Below are 16,079 nucleotides of genomic sequence, written 5' to 3' on the forward strand. Positions count from 1 at the left end.
GTAGCGTTGTCGGATTATGCGACCAGAAGAGCCCCGCCGCGGCGCCGACCACAACGTGATGCGGGAGGTCAACCGTTCGCTGGTGCTGGCCCTGGTCAAGGAGGGCGGGCCGGTCTCACGCGCCAGCATCGCCCGCTCCACGACGCTGGCCAAGCCGACGGTCTCCGCGATCGTCGACGAGCTCATCGCCGACGGGCTCGTGCGCGAGATCGGGCCCGGCTCGACCGCGGTCAGCGGCGGGCGGCCGCCGATCCTGCTGGAGTTCAACGCCCGCTCCCAGCTCGTGGTCGGTGTGCACATCGGCGCGCGGCGCACGACCGTCGCGATCGGCGACGCCGCCGGCGAGGAGATCGTCCGGCGGGAGCTTGCGACCCCGACCGGCGCGGGCGACCGGGAGCCGGCGGCCGTGCTGAGGCGGGTCGCGGCGGAGGCCAAGGACGCGATCGCCGGTGCCGGGCTGCCGGGGGCGAAGATCGCCGCCGTCGGGGCGGTGCTGCCCGGGCTCACCGACTTCCACGCCGGCGTGTGCCTGCTCGCGCCGAACCTCGGCTGGCGGGACGTGCCGGTCCGCGACGTGCTGGCGGCCGAGCTCGACGGCGCTCCGGTGTACGTCCACAACGCCGGTCAGGCCGCCGCCGTCGCCGAGAACCTCGAGGGCGCCGGGGAGCGGGCCGGGGACCTCGCGCTGCTGTACGCCGGGACCGGCCTGTCGGCGGGCGTGCTCTCCGACGGGCGGGTCTTCCACGGCGTCGGCGGCACCGCCGGCGAGATCGGGCACAACGCGGTGCCGGGGCTGGCCGAGCCGTGCAACTGCGGCAAGGTCGGGTGCCTGGAGACCGTCGCGTCCGGGCCGGCGATCGTGCGGGCCGCGCGCCGGGCCGTCGAGGCGGGGGAACCGACGAGGCTGGCGGGGATCGACAACTTCGACGCCCGGGACGTGGCCGCGGCGGCCCGGGACGGGGACGCGGTCGCCGGGCGGGTCATCGCCGAGGCCGGGGAGCACCTCGGGCTGGCCGCGTCGTGGCTCATCAACGCGTACAACCCGGCGCTCGTCGTCGTCGGCGGCGGCCTGGCCGCCATCGGGGACCCGCTGCTCGGCCCGCTGCGCGCGGCCGCGGCCCGGCACACGCTCGCGCCGGCGCTGCGCGGGGTCGAGATCCGCGCGTCGAAGCTGGGGCCGGACGCCGAGGTCCGCGGGGCGGTACTGCTGGCGCTGCAGCACTCCGAGACGTACTACCGGGTGGTCTTCCGGGCCTGAGCCCGGGGTTAGTTCTTATCTTGAACAAACCCCTGCGGTCGGCGTAACCTGGGCCCCACATCCGCCAACACCCCGCCGCGAAGAGGTGCCCATGAACGATTACCAGCCCCGCCGCGAAGACAAGTTCTCCTTCGGGCTGTGGACCGTCGGCTGGCAGGCCCAGGACGTGTTCGGCGGCCCCACCCGTGCCCCGCTGGACTCGGTCGAGGCCGTGCACCGCCTGTCCGACCTCGGCGCCGCCGCGGTCACGTTCCACGACGACGACCTGTTCCCGTTCGGCAGCGACGACGCGACCCGGGACAAGCTCATCGGGCGCTTCAAGGACGCGCTGGCCGAGACCGGCATACGCGTGGAGATGGTGACCACGAACCTCTTCAGCCACCCGATCTTCAAGGACGGCGGCTTCACCTCCAACGACCGCGCGGTACGGCGCTTCGCGATCAAGAAGGTCCTGCGCAACATCGACCTGGCCGCCGAGCTCGGCGCCGAGACCTACGTGCTGTGGGGCGGCCGCGAGGGCGCCGAGTCCGGGGCCGCCAAGGACGTGGCCGCGGCGCTCGACCGCTACCGCGAGGGCCTCAACCTGCTCTGCGAGTACGTGCGCAATCAGGGGTACGACATCCGCTTCGCCCTCGAGCCCAAGCCGAACGAGCCCCGCGGCGACATCCTGCTGCCCACCATCGGCCACGCGCTCGCGCTCATCGCGACGCTCGACGAGCCCGACCGGGTCGGGCTCAACCCCGAGGTCGGCCACGAGGAGATGGCCGGGCTGAACTTCGCGCACGGCATCGCCCAGGCCCTGTGGCACGGCAAGCTGTTCCACATCGACCTCAACGGCCAGCACGGGCCGCGCTTCGACCAGGACCTGCGCTTCGGCGCGGGCAACCTGCGCGGCGCGTTCTGGACCGTCGACGTGCTGGAGACCGGCGGCTACACCGGCTTCCGCCACTTCGACTACAAGCCGCCGCGCACCGAGGACTACGACGGGGTGTGGGAGACCGCCCGCGCCTGCATGCGCAACTACCTCATCCTGCGTGAGCGGGTCCGCACGTTCCGCGCCGACCCGGACGTGCGGGCGGCCCTGGCGGCGGCGCGCGTCGACGAGCTGTCCCAGCCGACCCTGGCCGCGGGCGAGACCATCGAGTCGCTGCGCGAGGAGGAGTTCGACGTCGACAAGCTCGCCGCGCGCGGGGGCGCCTTCGAGGCGCTCGACCAGCTCGCGATGGAGCACCTGCTCGGGGTCCGTTCATGACGCTCGTCGCCGGGGTGGACACCTCCACCCAGTCGACCAAGGTGCTGGTCTGCGACGCGGACACCGGTGCGGTCGTGCGGGAGGGCCGCGCCGGGCATCCCGACGGGACCGAGGTCGCGCCCGGGCACTGGTGGCGCGCCTTCCAGGAGGCGACGGCGGGCGGCCTGCTCGACGGCGTGGCCGCGATCGGCGTCGGGGGCCAGCAGCACGGGATGGTACTGCTGGATGAGGCCGGCGAGGTCGTGCGCGACGCGCTGCTGTGGAACGACACCCGCTCCGCCGGCGCGGCCGAGGACCTCATCGCCGAGCTGCCCGGCGCAGCGGCCGGCTGGGCCGAGGCCGTCGGGCTGGTGCCGGTCGCGAGCTTCACCGTCACCAAGCTGCGCTGGGTCGCCCGGCACGAGCCGGAGGTCGCGGCCCGAGCGGCCGCGGTGGTCCTGCCGCACGACTGGATCACGCACCTGCTGCGCGCGGACCGCGGCGGCGGACCGACCACGGACCGGGGCGACGCGTCCGGGACCGGATACTGGTCGCCGGCGACCGGGCAGTACCGCCCCGATCTGGTCCGGATGGCGTTCGGCCGCGACCTCGCGCTGCCCCGGGTCGCCGGGCCGGCGCAGGTCGTCGGCGAGACCGCGTCCGGCGCGCTGCTCGCCCCCGGCACCGGCGACAACATGGCCGCGGCGCTCGGCCTCGGCCTGCGCCCCGGCGACCTCGTGGTGTCGCTCGGCACGTCCGGCACCGTGTTCGGGGTCAGCGAGGCGCCGGTCGCCGACCCGAGCGGCGCCGTGGCCGGCTTCGCCGACGCGAGCGGCCGCCACCTGCCGCTGGTGGCGACGCTCAACGCGGCCCGGGTGCTCACGGCGGCGGCCGGGCTGCTCGGCGTGGCACTGTCCACTCTGGACGACCTGGCGCTGTCGGCCGAGCCGGGCGCCGGGGGACTGACCCTGCTGCCCTACCTCGACGGCGAGCGTACCCCCAACCTGCCCGACGCCCGCGGCCTGCTCAACGGGCTCACGCGCGGCAACGCGTCCCCGGCGAACCTGGCCCGGGCCGCGTACGAGGGCATGCTGTGCGGGCTCGCGGACGGCCTCGACGCGGTCCGGTCGCTCGGCGTACCGGTCGAGCGGGTGCTGCTCATCGGCGGCGCGGCGGCGTCGCCGGCGGTCCGGGCGATCGCGCCCGGGCTGCTCGGGGTGCCGGTGAGCGTGCCGGAGCCGGGGGAGTACGTGGCGCTGGGCGCCGCGCGGCAGGCGGCGTGGGCCCTGCGGGGCACGGCGGAGGCGCCGGCGTGGCCGGTGTCCGCGGCCGAGGCGACGGCCGCGCCCGCAGCGGGGGTCCGCAAGGTGTACGCCGACGTGCGCGACCGGGCGCGGGCGCTGCTCACGTAGTGGGTCCGGCGCCGGGTCGTCCGCCAACGACCCGGCGCCGGATCTCCTCGCACCGGGCCGCTCCCTCGTGCGGTGCCGGTGCTCCATCACGTCTGGCGCAGCACCGACTCTCCGCCCGTCCGGTTGCGCCGGCCGGGTCCCGTCCGGGAGCGGATCGGGAGAAAGGGCCTCCCGCGCCGGCGGAAGGCCCTCGTCCCTGATTCCTGGTCAGTCGGGCCAGTTCCCGGTGAGCCGGCGCACCCCGGCCGCACCGCCCCGGTCGATCGCCGCCCGGACGGCCGCGAAAACGGCGCCCTGCAGCGCGGCGGCGGCGATGACCTCGCCCCAGCCATACTCCCGGGAGGTCGCCTCGGGCGCCTCCTCCTCGCCGGACAGCCGCTTCCAGATCTGCTTGAACACGAAGCCGGCCGCGATGCCGCCGGCGACGCCGAACGCGACGCTGAACGGCTTGTACATCAGCTTGTTCACGACCGCTCCTGTGGTTCGCCGCGACAAGTCGGGCGCTCCGCACCGCGACTTATCGGATTTATGCCTTATTTCGGGTCTGTCTGTTTCGTGCCCTGTCCTAGTCGCGCCGGTTGCGATAGCCGATGAGGGCCATCAGGACCAGCATCGCCGAGCCCACGACCCAGGGTGCGGGGCGTTCCCGCGCCGAGTCGACCATGCGGCGCAGCCCGGCCCGCAGGCTCTGGCGAGGATGGGTGCGCAGCTCGCGCCCGGCGTACGCGGCGTTGACCGCCACCTGCTCGACCCCCTCGCGCATGCGCAGCTTCGCCGCCTCCACCGACGAGTGGACCGCCTCCTGGGCGCGGGCCTTCACGTCGGCCTTGGCCGCGAGCGCCTCGACGGTCTCGCCGAGGCCGGCCCGGGTGCGGGCGATCTCCGCCCTGATCGCGTCCGGGTCGGCGGTCCGGCTGTGGCCGTTGTGGCTGTACGAGGACTCGGTCGAGGTCATCGATGACCTCCGTGCTTGACCGAGGCGGTGATCGTGTCGATGTCGGCCCGCACGCCGGCGACGGTTTCCTGCGGCATCGCCGGCACGGCCCGCTTGACCTGGCTGCGGCCCAGCAGCGCGAGCACGCCGGCGACCACGAACAGCGCGACGCCGACGATGAGCGCGGCGAGCCAGGCCGGGATGACCGCGGCGAGCCCGATGATGAGCGCGGCGAGCAGGGCCCCGACGCCGTACAGGGCGACGACGCCCGCCCCGCCGAACATCCCGACGCCGACGCCGGCCCGCTTGCCCTTCTGCGTCAGCTCGATCTGGGCGAGCTTCAACTCGTCGCGGACCAGCGTGGAGAGCTGCTCGGCAGCGAGCTTGACGAGCTCGGCCGTGGATCGGTCGGCCGTCTCGGGCGCCGGTCTTGTGATCGGGTTCTGGACGCGCGGCGTGACGGCCGGGCGGTTGTTCAGGGTTGACGTCATCGGATTCCTTCCGTGGATACTCCGGCCTTCAGGCCGGAGAGGAAACGGAACCCCTGCGGAGCAGGGCAGGGGAAGCCGATCCGCCGCCGAGGCGGACAGGCGTCTCCCCGCGTGTCACCGCAAGATTCACTAGCTGAACCGCTATCGTCTGAGCGATGGCCAGGGCTGTGAAGCGGGCGTTCAAGTACCGCTTCTATCCGAGTCCCGGGCAGGCTTCCGAGCTTGCCCGCACGTTCGGGTGTGTCCGGCTGGTCTACAACATGGCGTTGCAGGCCCGGACCGAGGCGTGGACGCTGCGCCAGGAACGGGTCAACTACAACGCCACGTCGGCCCTGCTGACCGGCTGGAAGCGGACCGAGGAGTTGGCGTTCCTCAACGAGGTCTCCTCCGTGCCGTTGCAGCAGACGCTGCGCCACCTCCAGGTCGCGTTCACTAACTTCTGGGCCAAGCGGGCAGGGTACCCGACGTTCAAGAGCCGGAAGAAGTCCCGCCGGTCGGCGGAGTACACCACCAGCGCGTTCCGCTACCGCGACGGCCGGCTCACCCTGGCGAAGATGACCGAACCCTTGGACATCGTGTGGTCCCGGCCGCTGCCCGAGGGTGCTTCGGCGTCCACGGTGACCGTGTCGCGGGACGCCGCGGGCCGCTGGTTCGTGTCCCTGCTCTGCGACGACGTGATCGAGCCGGTCCCGGCCACGGGCGCGGTCGGGACCGACGCGGGCCTGGACAGCCTGCTCGCTCTGTCCACCGGGGAGAAGATCACCAACCCGAAGCATGAGCGCCGCGACCGGGCCGCGCTCGCCCGCGCCCAACGGAGCCTTGCCAGGAAGGAGCGGGGCTCGGCGAACCGGGCTAAGGCCCGCCGCAAGGTGGCCCATGTCCACGCCCGGATCGCCGACCGCCGCCGTGACCACCTGCACAAGCTGAGCACTCGGCTCGTTCGTGAGAACCAAACGATCGTGATCGAGGACCTGACCGTGCGCAACATGGTCAAAAACCACCACTTGGCCCGCGCTGTCAGCGACGCGGCCTGGCGGCAGTTTCGCACCATGCTGGAGTACAAGGCTGACTGGTACGGCCGGAACCTGGTCGTGGTGGACCGCTGGTTCCCGTCGTCGAAGCTGTGTTCGGCGTGTGGTGCGCTCGCTGAGCGGATGCCGCTGCACGTGCGGTCGTGGACGTGCCGATGCGGCACCGTCCACGACCGTGACGTCAACGCGGCCCGCAACATCCTCGCGGAGGGGCTCTCCGTGATTGCCTGTGGAGGCGGTGTAAGACCTCAACGAGAGTCCTCTCGGACGGGGCGGTCGTCGGTGAAGCAGGAACCCCCGGGGGCGACCCAGGGAATCCCTGTCCTTAGGACGGGGAGGATGGTCAAGGCTTCTCCTCTCGCTAGCACACAAGCAGCAAGCAGCCCAACACCCTCTAAGTAATTGATGCCCAGCCGAAGCCGGGGCTAACCCGTTGTGTCTTCGTGGCGCCGCTCTGCGGTGAACTTTGCCCGGCTTCCTCGGTTTTACGCATCACGGACCGTTATGTCGGGTGCTGCCGCGCCGCGACATAACGGATTTATGCCCTGACAGGCGGAAAATCCGATATGTCGGGTGGTTTGGCGGCGAATCGCCCGACATGTCGAAACGCCTGCTATGTGGAGATGTGCGGGTCGGCCGGCGGGCGGTGGGAGCGACCGCATCGTTGTCAGCAGGCGGCCATGTCGTTGTCAGCGGGAACGGCCGTGGATCTGTCAGCAGATGCGGTGGTCCCGTAGGCTGGTGGCGATAGGTTGGTGGCGATTGAGCACGATCGACGGAGGCGGAGCTGTTGGTAGACGGCGGGCAGCGCGCGCTGCCCGATGCGGCGTTGCGCCGGCTGGCGGAGCTCAGCGGGCCCGTTGTCGCGGGAACAGATGGCCTTGGTCGCCGAAGGCGTCGGAGCGGACGGTGTGGCGGCGGGCTGGGCCGACCAGGCCGTTCGCGCGGCCGAGCTGCCGGCCAAGTCCCGCCACCGGCACCCTCGGCATCTACGTGCAGGTCGGGGAGGAAACCTCCGCCCGCATCACGGCCGAGAACGACGACCGACCGAGACGGGGCTGATCATTGCCCCGCGAAGGTGCCTCGGGGGCCTGGATCAACTTTTTGATCCCTTGTTCGTATGTCGTTAGCAACACCCCCAGTGCTGCCCTAATCCGCCGGTACGACGACGGCGGTGAGGGAGATCGCGTTCTTGGGGTAGCGTGCGAGCCGGGCGGCTGGCCTTGACGGCAGGTGCAGCACGCTCGCTTTGACGGTGACCTGGTGGTCCGGCGTCCGCCCGGTGCCCAGAGAGCACACGTCGGTGGTGGCTGCCAGGACGTTTGCGATCTCGTCGAGCAGTTCCTGATGCCATTGGCTGCGCACCACCGTGAGCGCGTCGCCGTACAGCGGGTGCAGCGCCGTACGCACCGCCTCAGCGTCGGTCACCACTACGACCCATTGCTCGCTCACGCCTGGATCTCGCGTCGGCGCGATGTCCAGTAGGAGGCCGGACGTGCGGCGCGGGGCGGGTCAGGCGGCGGGTGCGCGCCGGGCGAGGCGGTGCGGGCAGCGCGTCGAGCCAGGGGTGAAACCGGCTCTGGGCACTCGGCGTGGCGACGGTAACCCGTCCGTGGGGTTACCCACACGTCGGCGTGGTCGTCGGCGGTGGGCACGGCGGGGTGACCGGCTTGTCGGACTCGAAGCGGCGCGGGGCCGGTCAGGTGGCGGGTGCGGGTTCCGCGTCGTGGGCCTGCTCCGGGGCCGGCTCCTCGCGGGCGCGGGGTGGCAGCAGGAAACACAGTGCTCCCGCCAGGGTCAGGAGCGCCAGCTCCAGCCACAGGACCCGCTGCAGCGACCCGGTGAAGTCGCCTTGGCCCAGCCAGGAGAAGAAGGCCGTGCCCAGGATCGCCACGCCGATCGCGCCGCCGACCTGCTGGGCGGCGGTCAGTGTGCCCGAGGCGGTGCCGACCTCGTGCTCGTCGACGGCGGCGAGGACGATGTCGAAGTACGGTGCCATCGAGGCGCCCATCCCGACGCCCAGGACCAGCAGCGCCGGCAGCAGGGGCCACGGCGACGCCGGGCCGCCGGTCGCCGCCAGGGTGACCAGCAGCGCGGCCACGCCGAGGGCGCCGACCGCCGTGCCGCCGACGAGGACCTTCCGGCCGCCGAAGCGCGCGCTCAGCGGCTGGGCGGCGACCGCGCCCAGGGCGGTGCCGAAGGCCCACGGCGACTGGGTGAGGCCGGCGCGCAGGGGGCTGAAGCCGAGGCCCAACTGGAGGTACACGCTGATGATGAGCGTCAGCCCCATGAGCCCGGCGAAGAAGATCAGGCCGACCAGGAGCCCGGCGTTGAAGCGCCGCTTGGCCAGCAGGGACGGCTCGACCAGGGGCGTGGCACCGGCGCGCACCCGGCGGCGCTCGTAGCGCTGGAACAGCAGGAAGGCGGGCAGCGAGGCGGTCATCGCGGCCCAGCACCACCACGGCCAGCCCAGCTCGCGGCCCTGCACCAGCGGGTACACGAGCAGCAGCAGCGCCGTGCCCAGCAGCGCCGTGCCGGGCAGGTCCAGGCGCAGGGTGCGGTCGCGCTCGGCCGCCCGGGGCAGGACCAGGACCGCGCCGGCCAGGGCCGCCACGCCGACGGGGAGGTTGACGAGGAAGATCATGCGCCAGCCGGTACCGAAGAGATCCGCATCGACCAGGACGCCGGCCAGGATCGGGCCGCAGACCGCCGACAGGCCCATCACCGGGCCGAAGGCGCCGAAGGCCGCGCCGAGCTTGTCGGGCGGGAAGGCGGCCTTGATCAGGCCCAGGCCCTGGGGGATCAGCACCGCGCCGAAGAGGCCCTGCAGGACGCGGAACGCCACCAGCCAGGCCGGGCCCGGGGCGAGTGCGCAGGCCAGGGACATGAGCGTGAAGCCGGCCGCCCCGAGCAGGAACATGCGGCGGCGGCCGAAGATGTCGCCGAGGCGGCCGCCCGTGACGAGGCCCACAGCGAAGGCGAGGGTGTAGCCGGCGGCCAGCCACTGCAGGAATGCGGTTCCCCCGCCCAGGTCGGCGCGGACGGCGGGGCCGGCGATGGCGATGATCGTGGCGTCGAGCAGGTCCATGATCTCGGCGGCCAGGACGACGGCGAGGACGGCCCATTTCCAGCGGTACGGCTGGTTCGAACGGTGTTCGTAGGTCACGAACATCGTTCTACTTACGAACGCCGTTCGTGTCAAGTACGATAGCCGGGTGCCTGCCGCCGCCATTCCCGCCCCACCGTGGCGGGCGCCGAGAAAGACGCCCGCCGACCGCCAGCCCCTCAGCGCGGAGGCGGTGCTGTCCACCGCGCTGCGCCTGGTCGACCGGGACGGGCTCGACGCGCTGAGCATGCGGCGGGTGGCGCAGGAGCTCGGGACGGGGGCGGCGTCGCTGTATGCGTACTTCGCCAACAAGGACGAGCTGCTCGAGCAGTTGCTCGACCGGGTCGTCGGGGAGATCCCGCTGCCCGACGGCGGCGCGGCGGACTGGGTCGGCGAGGTCAAGCGCAGCTGCTACGCCAGCCGCGAGGTGTTCTGCTCGCACCGCGACCTGGCCAAGGTCGCCCGGGCGAGCATCCCGGTCGGGCCCAACTCGCTGCGCTACACCGAGGCGCTGCTCGGGCTGCTGCGCGGGGCCGGGATCCCCGACCGGATCGCCGCCTGGGCGATGGACCAGATGGCGATGGTCATCATCGCCGACGCGGTGGAGCAGGCCATCCACGCCGACCTCGGGCGGCGCACGGAGGCCGACGCCGCGCCCTATCTCGCCCAGGTCCACGACTACTTCGCCGCCCTGCCCGCCGACGAGTTCCCCAACCTCGTCGCCGTGGCGCCCACGATGATCCAGGGCAGCGGCGACGAGCGCTTCGCGTTCGCCATCGACATCATGGTCGACGGCCTCGCCCGCCACGCCGCGCCCGCGGGGGGCGCCGCGTGACCGCGATCGTCGGCCTGGTCCACCGGGGCACCGTCTACATCGGCGGCGACAGCGCCGGCGCGTCCGGCTGGAGCCTCACGGTCCGCGCTGACCAGAAGGTGTTCCACAACAACGGATACCTCTTCGGCTTCACCACGTCGTTCCGCATGGGGCAGCTCATCCGGTACTCCCTGAAGCCCCCGAAGCCCGTCGGCGACATCGAGCGCTTCATGGCCACCAAGTTCATCGACGCGGTGCGCGAGTGTCTCAAGACCGGCGGCTGGGCCCGGCGCGACAGCGAACGCGAGGAGGGCGGCACGTTCCTGGTCGGGGTGAAGGGGCGCCTGTTCACGGTCCACGACGACTACCAGGTCGCCGAGGCGGCGGACGGCTACGCGGCGGTCGGGGTCGGCGACGAGATCGCGCTCGGGGCGTTGTTCGCGACCGCCCAGTCCCGGATGCTGCCCCAGCGCCGGGTCGAGATCGCGCTGCGCGCCGCGGAGCGCTTCAGTGCGGGTGTCCGCGGCCCGTTCGTGTGCCTCTCCCAGCCGCCGGCCGAGTGATCCTTGTTGCTTTTCCGTACGGTGTCCCAATGACGTTCTCGATCGTCGGGCGCTCGACCGACGGGCAGTCCCTCGGCGTCGCCGTGGCCAGCAAGTTCCTCGCCGTCGGGGCGGCGGTCCCGGCCGCCGAGGCCGGCGTCGGCGCGCTGGCGACGCAGGCGTTCGCGAACCTGGCGTATCGCGTCCAGGGCCTCGCCATGCTGCGGACCGGAGCCTCGGCCGCGCACGTCATCGCGGGCCTGACCGCGGCCGACTCCGGCCGGGCCGGCCGCCAGCTGGGAGTCGTCGGGCCGTCGGGCCCGGGCGCGACGTTCACGGGCGAGGAGTGCTTCGACTGGGCCGGCGGGGTGGCCGGGGACGGGTACGCGATCCAGGGCAACATTCTGACCGGCCCCGAGGTCGTCGCCGAGATGGAGCGTGCCTGGCTCGCCGGCGCCGGCCTGCCGCTGCCCCGCCGGCTGCGGGTCGCTCTGGCCGCCGGCGACGCCGCCGGTGGCGATCGCCGCGGCCGGCAGAGCGCGGCCCTGTTCACGGTGCGGCGCGGGGCCGGGTACGGCGGGATGAGCGACGTCGAGGTCGACCTGCGCGTGGACGACGACCCGGACCCGGTGGCACGCTTGGGCGGCCTGGTGGAACTCTGGGACCTGTACTTCGGCAAGCCCGACCCCGCGACGCTGCTGCCGCTTGCGGGCGACCTGGCCACGGAGGTGCGCGACCGCCTGGCCGTGCTCGGCTACGCGTCGCTGGACGCGTGGGCGGGCGTGGAGAACCTGGAGGAGCGCCTGGTCGAGGGGGCGATCGACCCGCTGGTCCTGGAGCGGTTGCGGGGCGCTCACCGTGGGTCATGACGATCATGAGAATTTGGCGGGGTGTTGTAGCGTAAGGGGAAACCGGCATCGCTCCGCCGGGCATGGTGCTATCTGGACGCCGCCGCGGTGGCCTCGAGGGCGGCGAGCACGGCGGCGATCGACGGACGTTGAGCGGCTGACGCGCGCACGGCCGCGGTGATCTGTCGCTTGACAGGCTCGCGCAGCGGCCGCGCCGTGACCCGGTAGCGCGGGTCGACGGCCAGCTCGGGCAGCAGCGTGACCGAGAGGCCGGCCTCGACGTGCGCCAGCAGCGGGCCGTATGAGGCGAAGAGGCCGGTGACGTCCGGCTCGAATCCGGCGCGGCGGCAGGCCCAGGTGATGAGGTCGTGGGTCCAGCTGCCGGGGCGCTCCGCCGACCAACGGGCCTCGGCGTAGTCGGCCAGATCCACGGGGGCGGCGTCGTCCGCCGCTGCCCGAGGAGCCGCTGCACCGCCTGCTGCGGCCCGCGTGGCTGCGGTGCTCGCCGCCGCCGGCGCGGCCGGCTTGCAGGCGCCGCGAGCGCGGGCGGTCCCGGGGCGAGGGGCCGGCGGCGCGCCGACGGGGGGCGTGTGGGAGCCGGGCCCGGCGGGCGGCTGGGCGGCGCGCGGCGGGGTGCCAAGGTGCGGTGGGGCGGCGAGGGGCAGTGGGGTGGGTGGGGCCGGCGTCACCAGGACCACGTGGTCGGTCGCCAGGGGAGTGTGGAGGATCTCGGCGTCGACCGGGGCCGGCGCTGTGCTGTCGAACAGGTCCGCGGTCACTGCCACGTCGCAGGCGCCTCGGCGTAGGGCTGGGAGGGTCTCCGTCGGGTCCAGCTCCTGGATGTCCACCCGCAGGCGGGGGGCCTGGGTGTGCAGGTGTTGCACCGCCGCCAGGACGAAGGTGTTCGCCGCGCTCGTGAAGGCGCCGATCGTCAGGCGGCCCGTGGGCGTGGGGGCGGTGTCGCCGGCGATCTCGGCGCGGGCGGTGTCCATCTGGTCGAGGATCACGCGGGCGTGGCGGGCCAGGGTCTCGCCGGCCTCGGTCAGGCGCAGGCGGCGGCCCGCGCGCTCGAACAGGCGGGCGCCCGACTCGCGCTCCAGGACCGACAACTGCTGCGAAACCGTCGACGGGCTCAGGTGCGCCGATTGTGCCACCGCCCGCACGGTGCCCAGGGACGCCAGGTCGGCCAGGAGCTTCAGGCGCCACGGATCCAGCATCCGCCAACCGTACGACAGCACCGAACAACCTGTGCGAAAATGTGCGCTGGATGTGAACAGGGGACCGTCGTAGCGTCCTGAGCATGACGGATTTCTGGAGTGATGTTCAGCGGCATGTCGTGCGGTACGGCGGGGCGTTCACGCCGGAGATCATTGTCCGGGCCGACGGCAGCCACGTCGTCACCGCTGACGGGCGGCGGATTCTCGACTTCACGTCGGGGCAGATGAGCGCCATCCTCGGGCACTCGCACCCCGAGATCGTCGAGACCGTGCGGCGCCAGGTCGGCACCCTCGATCATCTTTTCAGCGGGATGCTGTCCGAGCCCGTCGTCACGCTGTCGCGGCGGCTGGGCGAGTCGCTCACCGCGAAGAGCGGAGAAGACCTTTCGAAGGTGCTGCTGCTGACCACCGGGGCCGAGTCCAACGAGGCCGCCGTGCGCATGGCGAAGCTCGTCACCGGCGGGCACGAGATCGTCTCGTTCGCCCGGTCGTGGCACGGCATGACGCAGGCCGCGGCCGGGGCCACGTACAGCGCGGGGCGGCGCGGCTACGGGCCCGCCGCGCCCGGGAACTTCGCGATCCCGGCGCCGGACGCGTACCGGCCCGACTTCGTCGACGCCGACGGCAACCTCGACTGGCGGCGGCAGCTCGACCACGCGTTCGCGCTCTTCGACGCGCAGTCGGTCGGGGCGCCGGCCGCGTGCCTGGTCGAGCCGATCCTCAGCTCGGGCGGGGTGATCGAGCCGCCGCCCGGCTACTTCGCCGCGCTGCGGAGCAAGTGCCGCGAGCGGGGCATGCTGCTGATCCTCGACGAGGCGCAGACGGGGCTGTGCCGGACCGGGACGTGGTACGCCTTCGAGCGCGACGGCGTCGCCCCCGACATCATCACGCTGTCCAAGACGCTCGGGGCGGGGCTGCCGCTCGCAGCCGTGGTGACCACGGCGGAGATCGAGCAGCAGGCGTACGAGCGCGGCTTCCTCTTCTACACCACGCACGTCAGCGACCCGTTGCCCGCGGCCGTGGGCAACACCGTGCTGGACATCCTGGAGCGCGACGGGCTCGACCGGCGCGCGACCGAGCTCGGCGAGCGGCTGCGCACGGGGCTGCTGGAGCTGCGGAGCCGGCACGAGGTCGTCGGGGACGTGCGCGGGCGCGGGCTGCTGCAGGGCCTGGAGCTCGTCACCGACCGGGCGAGCAAGACCGGCGCGGACAAGCTCGGGGCCGAGGTCACCCAGCGGTGCCTGGCGCTCGGGCTGCACATGAACATGGTGCAGCTGCCGGGCATGGGCGGGACGTTCCGCATCGCGCCGCCGCTGACGAGCAGCGACGAGGAGATCGACCGGGGACTGTCCATTCTGGACGAGGCACTGAAGATGAGCTAACCCAGATCGTGCCGTACGGCATACAGCGCGGCCTGCGTGCGGTCCTGCACCCCGAGCTTGGTCAGGATCGCGCTGACGTGCGTCTTCACGGTCTTCTCGGCCAGGCCCAGGGCGCGGGCGATCTCCCGGTTGGAGCGGCCCCGCGCCACCTCGGCCAGCACCTGCCGCTCCCGCGCGGTCAGGTGCGCGGCCCCGGGCGGCGGGCCGCTGTCGGCGAGCAGGCGGGCCACGTCGGGGTGCATCAGCACGTGCCCGGCGTGCACGGCGCGGATCGCGGCGGCGAGCGCGGGCGGGTCGACGTCCTTGAAGACGTACCCGGCCGCGCCCGCCCGCACCGCCGGCAGCACGGCCGCCGGGTCGGTGAAGCTGGTGATGACGAGGACGCGGGCGCGGGAAGATCCCAGGCCCTGCAGGGCCTCGACCCCGTCGCCGCCGGGCATGCGCAGGTCGAGCAGGATCACGTCGGGGTCGGTGCGGGCGGCCTCGGCGACGCAGGAGACGCTGTCTTCCGCCTCGCCGACGACCTCGATGTCGTCCTGCAGGTCGAGGAAGGTGCGCAGCCCCTGCCGGACCACCGGATGGTCGTCGACCACGAGCACCCGGATGGGGTCAGCCACCCGGCACCTCCATCGTGACCGTCGTGCCCTCGCCCGGGCGCGAGCGGATCAGCAGCCGGCCACCGGCCGCCCGGGCGCGCTCGCGCATCGACGCCAGGCCCAGGCGCCGCCGGTGCGCCCCGCCCACGCGCCCGGCGTCGAAGCCGCGGCCGTCGTCGGCGACCGTGAGGACCACGCCGGGGCCGGCACGGCGCAGCTCCACCGCGATGTGGCCGGCGTCCGCGTGGCGCAGGGCGTTGTGCAGGGCCTCCTGGGCCACGCGGTACGCCGCCTCCTCCCGCGCCGCCGCCAGCCGCGGCACCGCGTCCGTGGCGAACGTGACCCGGGCCGCGTGCACCCGGTCGAGCAGCTCCGCCTGGCGGCGCAGGGCCGCGGCGAGCCCGTCGCCGGCCAGGTCCACCGGGCGCAGGCCGACCACAATGGACTTGAGCTCCGCCGTCGCCTCCGCGGCCAGGCGGCGCACCGTGTCCAGCTCGGCCGCGGCGCGGTCCGGGTCGCGGGAGACCAGCGCGGCCGCGGCCTCGGCGGTGAGCCGGAGGCTGAACAGCTTCTGCGTCACCGCGTCGTGCAGCTCCCGGGCGATGCGCTGCCGCTCCTGCACGATGGACAGCTCGCGGCCGCGCTCGTAGAGCCGCGCGTTGACGATCGCGATCGCCGCGTGGGCGGCGAGCAGCTTCAGCAGCTCCTCGTCGTCGGCGTCGAACGGGCCGTCCTCCTTGTCGGCCAGGAACAGCTCGCCGAGGATCTCGTCACCGTCCACAATGGGCATCCCGAGGAAGTCCACCATCTCCGGGTGCGCGGCCGGGTAGCCCTCGAAGCGCGGGTGGGTGCGGATGTCGGCCGAGCGGACCGGGTGCGGGTCGGACAGCATCACGCCCAGCAGGCCGTGCTGGCGCGGGATCGGGCCGATCGCGCGCCACTGCTCGTCGGTGAGGCCGTCGGCGAGGAACTCGCGGAACGAGCCGTTGCCGTCGGGGATGCCCAGGGCCGCGTAGCGCGCGCCGAGCAGCCGCCGGGCCGCGGAGACGATCGTCTGCAGGACCTCGCGGACCGACAGGTGGGCGGTGACGGCCAGCACCGCGGCGCTCACCTCGCGCAGCTCGTCCCGATCGCATCCGGCCACGCACCAACCGTACCGACGCCGGGGTCCGCTTTTGCAGGGCTTAGGACCATGGTCCTAGGCGGGGCCCGGTCCG

At 73.2% G+C, this 16,079-nt stretch carries 16 protein-coding genes; 8 read left to right on the plus strand and 8 right to left on the minus strand.

Features of this window, described 5'->3' with window-relative positions; translation table 11 throughout:
• Positions 1–16 precede the first annotated feature (16 nt).
• The 3 genes from ACQPY0_RS10415 (at position 17) to xylB (ending at position 3,901) form a co-directional block, all read left to right on the plus strand.
• Complete coding sequence (locus ACQPY0_RS10415; protein ID WP_432987301.1) at positions 17–1,258, plus strand: ROK family protein; 1,242 nt, start codon at positions 17–19, stop codon at positions 1,256–1,258.
• Positions 1,259–1,349: 91 nt separating this feature from the next.
• Complete coding sequence (gene xylA, locus ACQPY0_RS10420) at positions 1,350–2,510, plus strand: xylose isomerase (protein WP_432987303.1); 1,161 nt, start codon at positions 1,350–1,352, stop codon at positions 2,508–2,510.
• Complete coding sequence (gene xylB / locus ACQPY0_RS10425; protein ID WP_432987305.1) at positions 2,507–3,901, plus strand: xylulokinase; 1,395 nt, start codon at positions 2,507–2,509, stop codon at positions 3,899–3,901. The genes xylA and xylB overlap by 4 nt, the downstream gene beginning before the upstream one ends.
• A gap of 207 nt (positions 3,902–4,108) precedes the next feature.
• Here the strand turns inward: xylB and ACQPY0_RS10430 are convergent, their stop codons facing one another.
• The 3 genes from ACQPY0_RS10430 to ACQPY0_RS10440 all read right to left on the minus strand — a co-directional run bounded on the left by ACQPY0_RS10430 (position 4,109) and on the right by ACQPY0_RS10440 (position 5,326).
• Positions 4,109–4,357, minus strand: coding sequence for a DUF4235 domain-containing protein (locus ACQPY0_RS10430; RefSeq protein WP_432995158.1), 249 nt, complete (start codon positions 4,355–4,357; stop codon positions 4,109–4,111).
• A 109-nt stretch (positions 4,358–4,466) separates the two neighbouring features.
• The gene (locus ACQPY0_RS10435) at positions 4,467–4,856 is read right to left on the minus strand and encodes a DUF3618 domain-containing protein (protein WP_432987307.1); all 390 of its coding nucleotides are present in this window, start codon (positions 4,854–4,856) and stop codon (positions 4,467–4,469) included.
• Positions 4,853–5,326, minus strand: coding sequence for a phage holin family protein (locus ACQPY0_RS10440; RefSeq protein ID WP_432987309.1), 474 nt, complete (start codon positions 5,324–5,326; stop codon positions 4,853–4,855). The genes ACQPY0_RS10435 and ACQPY0_RS10440 overlap by 4 nt, the downstream gene beginning before the upstream one ends.
• Before the next feature lie 155 nt (positions 5,327–5,481).
• On the opposite strand from ACQPY0_RS10440, the gene ACQPY0_RS10445 reads away from it, so the two are divergent.
• The gene (locus tag ACQPY0_RS10445; RefSeq protein WP_432987311.1) at positions 5,482–6,759 is read left to right on the plus strand and encodes an RNA-guided endonuclease InsQ/TnpB family protein; all 1,278 of its coding nucleotides are present in this window, start codon (positions 5,482–5,484) and stop codon (positions 6,757–6,759) included.
• A 747-nt stretch (positions 6,760–7,506) separates the two neighbouring features.
• Here ACQPY0_RS10445 and ACQPY0_RS10450 read toward each other — a convergent pair.
• Together ACQPY0_RS10450 and ACQPY0_RS10455 are read right to left on the minus strand one after the other, a co-directional pair.
• Positions 7,507–7,809, minus strand: coding sequence for a hypothetical protein (locus tag ACQPY0_RS10450; protein WP_432987313.1), 303 nt, complete (start codon positions 7,807–7,809; stop codon positions 7,507–7,509).
• 247 nt (positions 7,810–8,056) lie between these two features.
• A complete protein-coding gene (locus tag ACQPY0_RS10455; RefSeq protein WP_432987315.1) occupies positions 8,057–9,523 on the minus strand; it encodes an MFS transporter in 1,467 nt (488 codons plus the stop codon).
• Between the two features lie 49 nt (positions 9,524–9,572).
• On the opposite strand from ACQPY0_RS10455, the gene ACQPY0_RS10460 reads away from it, so the two are divergent.
• Genes ACQPY0_RS10460 through ACQPY0_RS10470 form a run of 3 tightly spaced genes read left to right on the plus strand, consistent with a single transcriptional unit; the run spans position 9,573 to position 11,688 of the window.
• On the plus strand, positions 9,573–10,298 hold the full coding sequence (locus ACQPY0_RS10460) for a TetR/AcrR family transcriptional regulator (RefSeq protein ID WP_432987317.1): 726 nt from the start codon (positions 9,573–9,575) through the stop codon (positions 10,296–10,298).
• Positions 10,295–10,840: a hypothetical protein gene (locus tag ACQPY0_RS10465; RefSeq protein ID WP_432987319.1), complete on the plus strand. Its 546-nt coding sequence runs from the start codon at positions 10,295–10,297 to the stop codon at positions 10,838–10,840. Before ACQPY0_RS10460 ends, ACQPY0_RS10465 begins: the two co-directional genes overlap by 4 nt.
• A 29-nt stretch (positions 10,841–10,869) precedes the next feature.
• The gene (locus ACQPY0_RS10470) at positions 10,870–11,688 is read left to right on the plus strand and encodes a DUF1028 domain-containing protein (RefSeq protein WP_432987321.1); all 819 of its coding nucleotides are present in this window, start codon (positions 10,870–10,872) and stop codon (positions 11,686–11,688) included.
• Positions 11,689–11,756: 68 nt separating this feature from the next.
• On the opposite strand, the gene ACQPY0_RS10475 is transcribed toward ACQPY0_RS10470, so the two are convergent.
• Positions 11,757–12,884, minus strand: a complete 1,128-nt coding sequence (locus ACQPY0_RS10475; protein ID WP_432987323.1) for a LysR family transcriptional regulator — start codon at positions 12,882–12,884, stop codon at positions 11,757–11,759.
• 83 nt (positions 12,885–12,967) lie between these two features.
• On the opposite strand from ACQPY0_RS10475, the gene ACQPY0_RS10480 reads away from it, so the two are divergent.
• Positions 12,968–14,266 (plus strand): aspartate aminotransferase family protein, encoded by a 1,299-nt coding sequence (locus tag ACQPY0_RS10480; protein ID WP_432987325.1) that lies wholly within the window; start codon positions 12,968–12,970, stop codon positions 14,264–14,266.
• On the opposite strand, the gene ACQPY0_RS10485 is transcribed toward ACQPY0_RS10480, so the two are convergent.
• Both ACQPY0_RS10485 and ACQPY0_RS10490 read right to left on the minus strand, forming a co-directional pair.
• Entirely contained in the window at positions 14,263–14,883 is a 621-nt protein-coding gene (locus tag ACQPY0_RS10485; RefSeq protein WP_432987327.1) for a response regulator, read from the minus strand. The two genes, ACQPY0_RS10480 and ACQPY0_RS10485, sit on opposite strands and share 4 nt — an antisense overlap.
• Positions 14,876–16,006: a GAF domain-containing protein gene (locus tag ACQPY0_RS10490; protein ID WP_432987329.1), complete on the minus strand. Its 1,131-nt coding sequence runs from the start codon at positions 16,004–16,006 to the stop codon at positions 14,876–14,878. The genes ACQPY0_RS10485 and ACQPY0_RS10490 overlap by 8 nt, the downstream gene beginning before the upstream one ends.
• Between the last annotated feature and the right edge of the window lie 73 nt (positions 16,007–16,079).

Origin of the sequence: Dactylosporangium sp. CA-233914, from assembly GCF_050942935.1 — a bacterium.
Taxonomy (GTDB): domain Bacteria; phylum Actinomycetota; class Actinomycetes; order Mycobacteriales; family Micromonosporaceae; genus Dactylosporangium.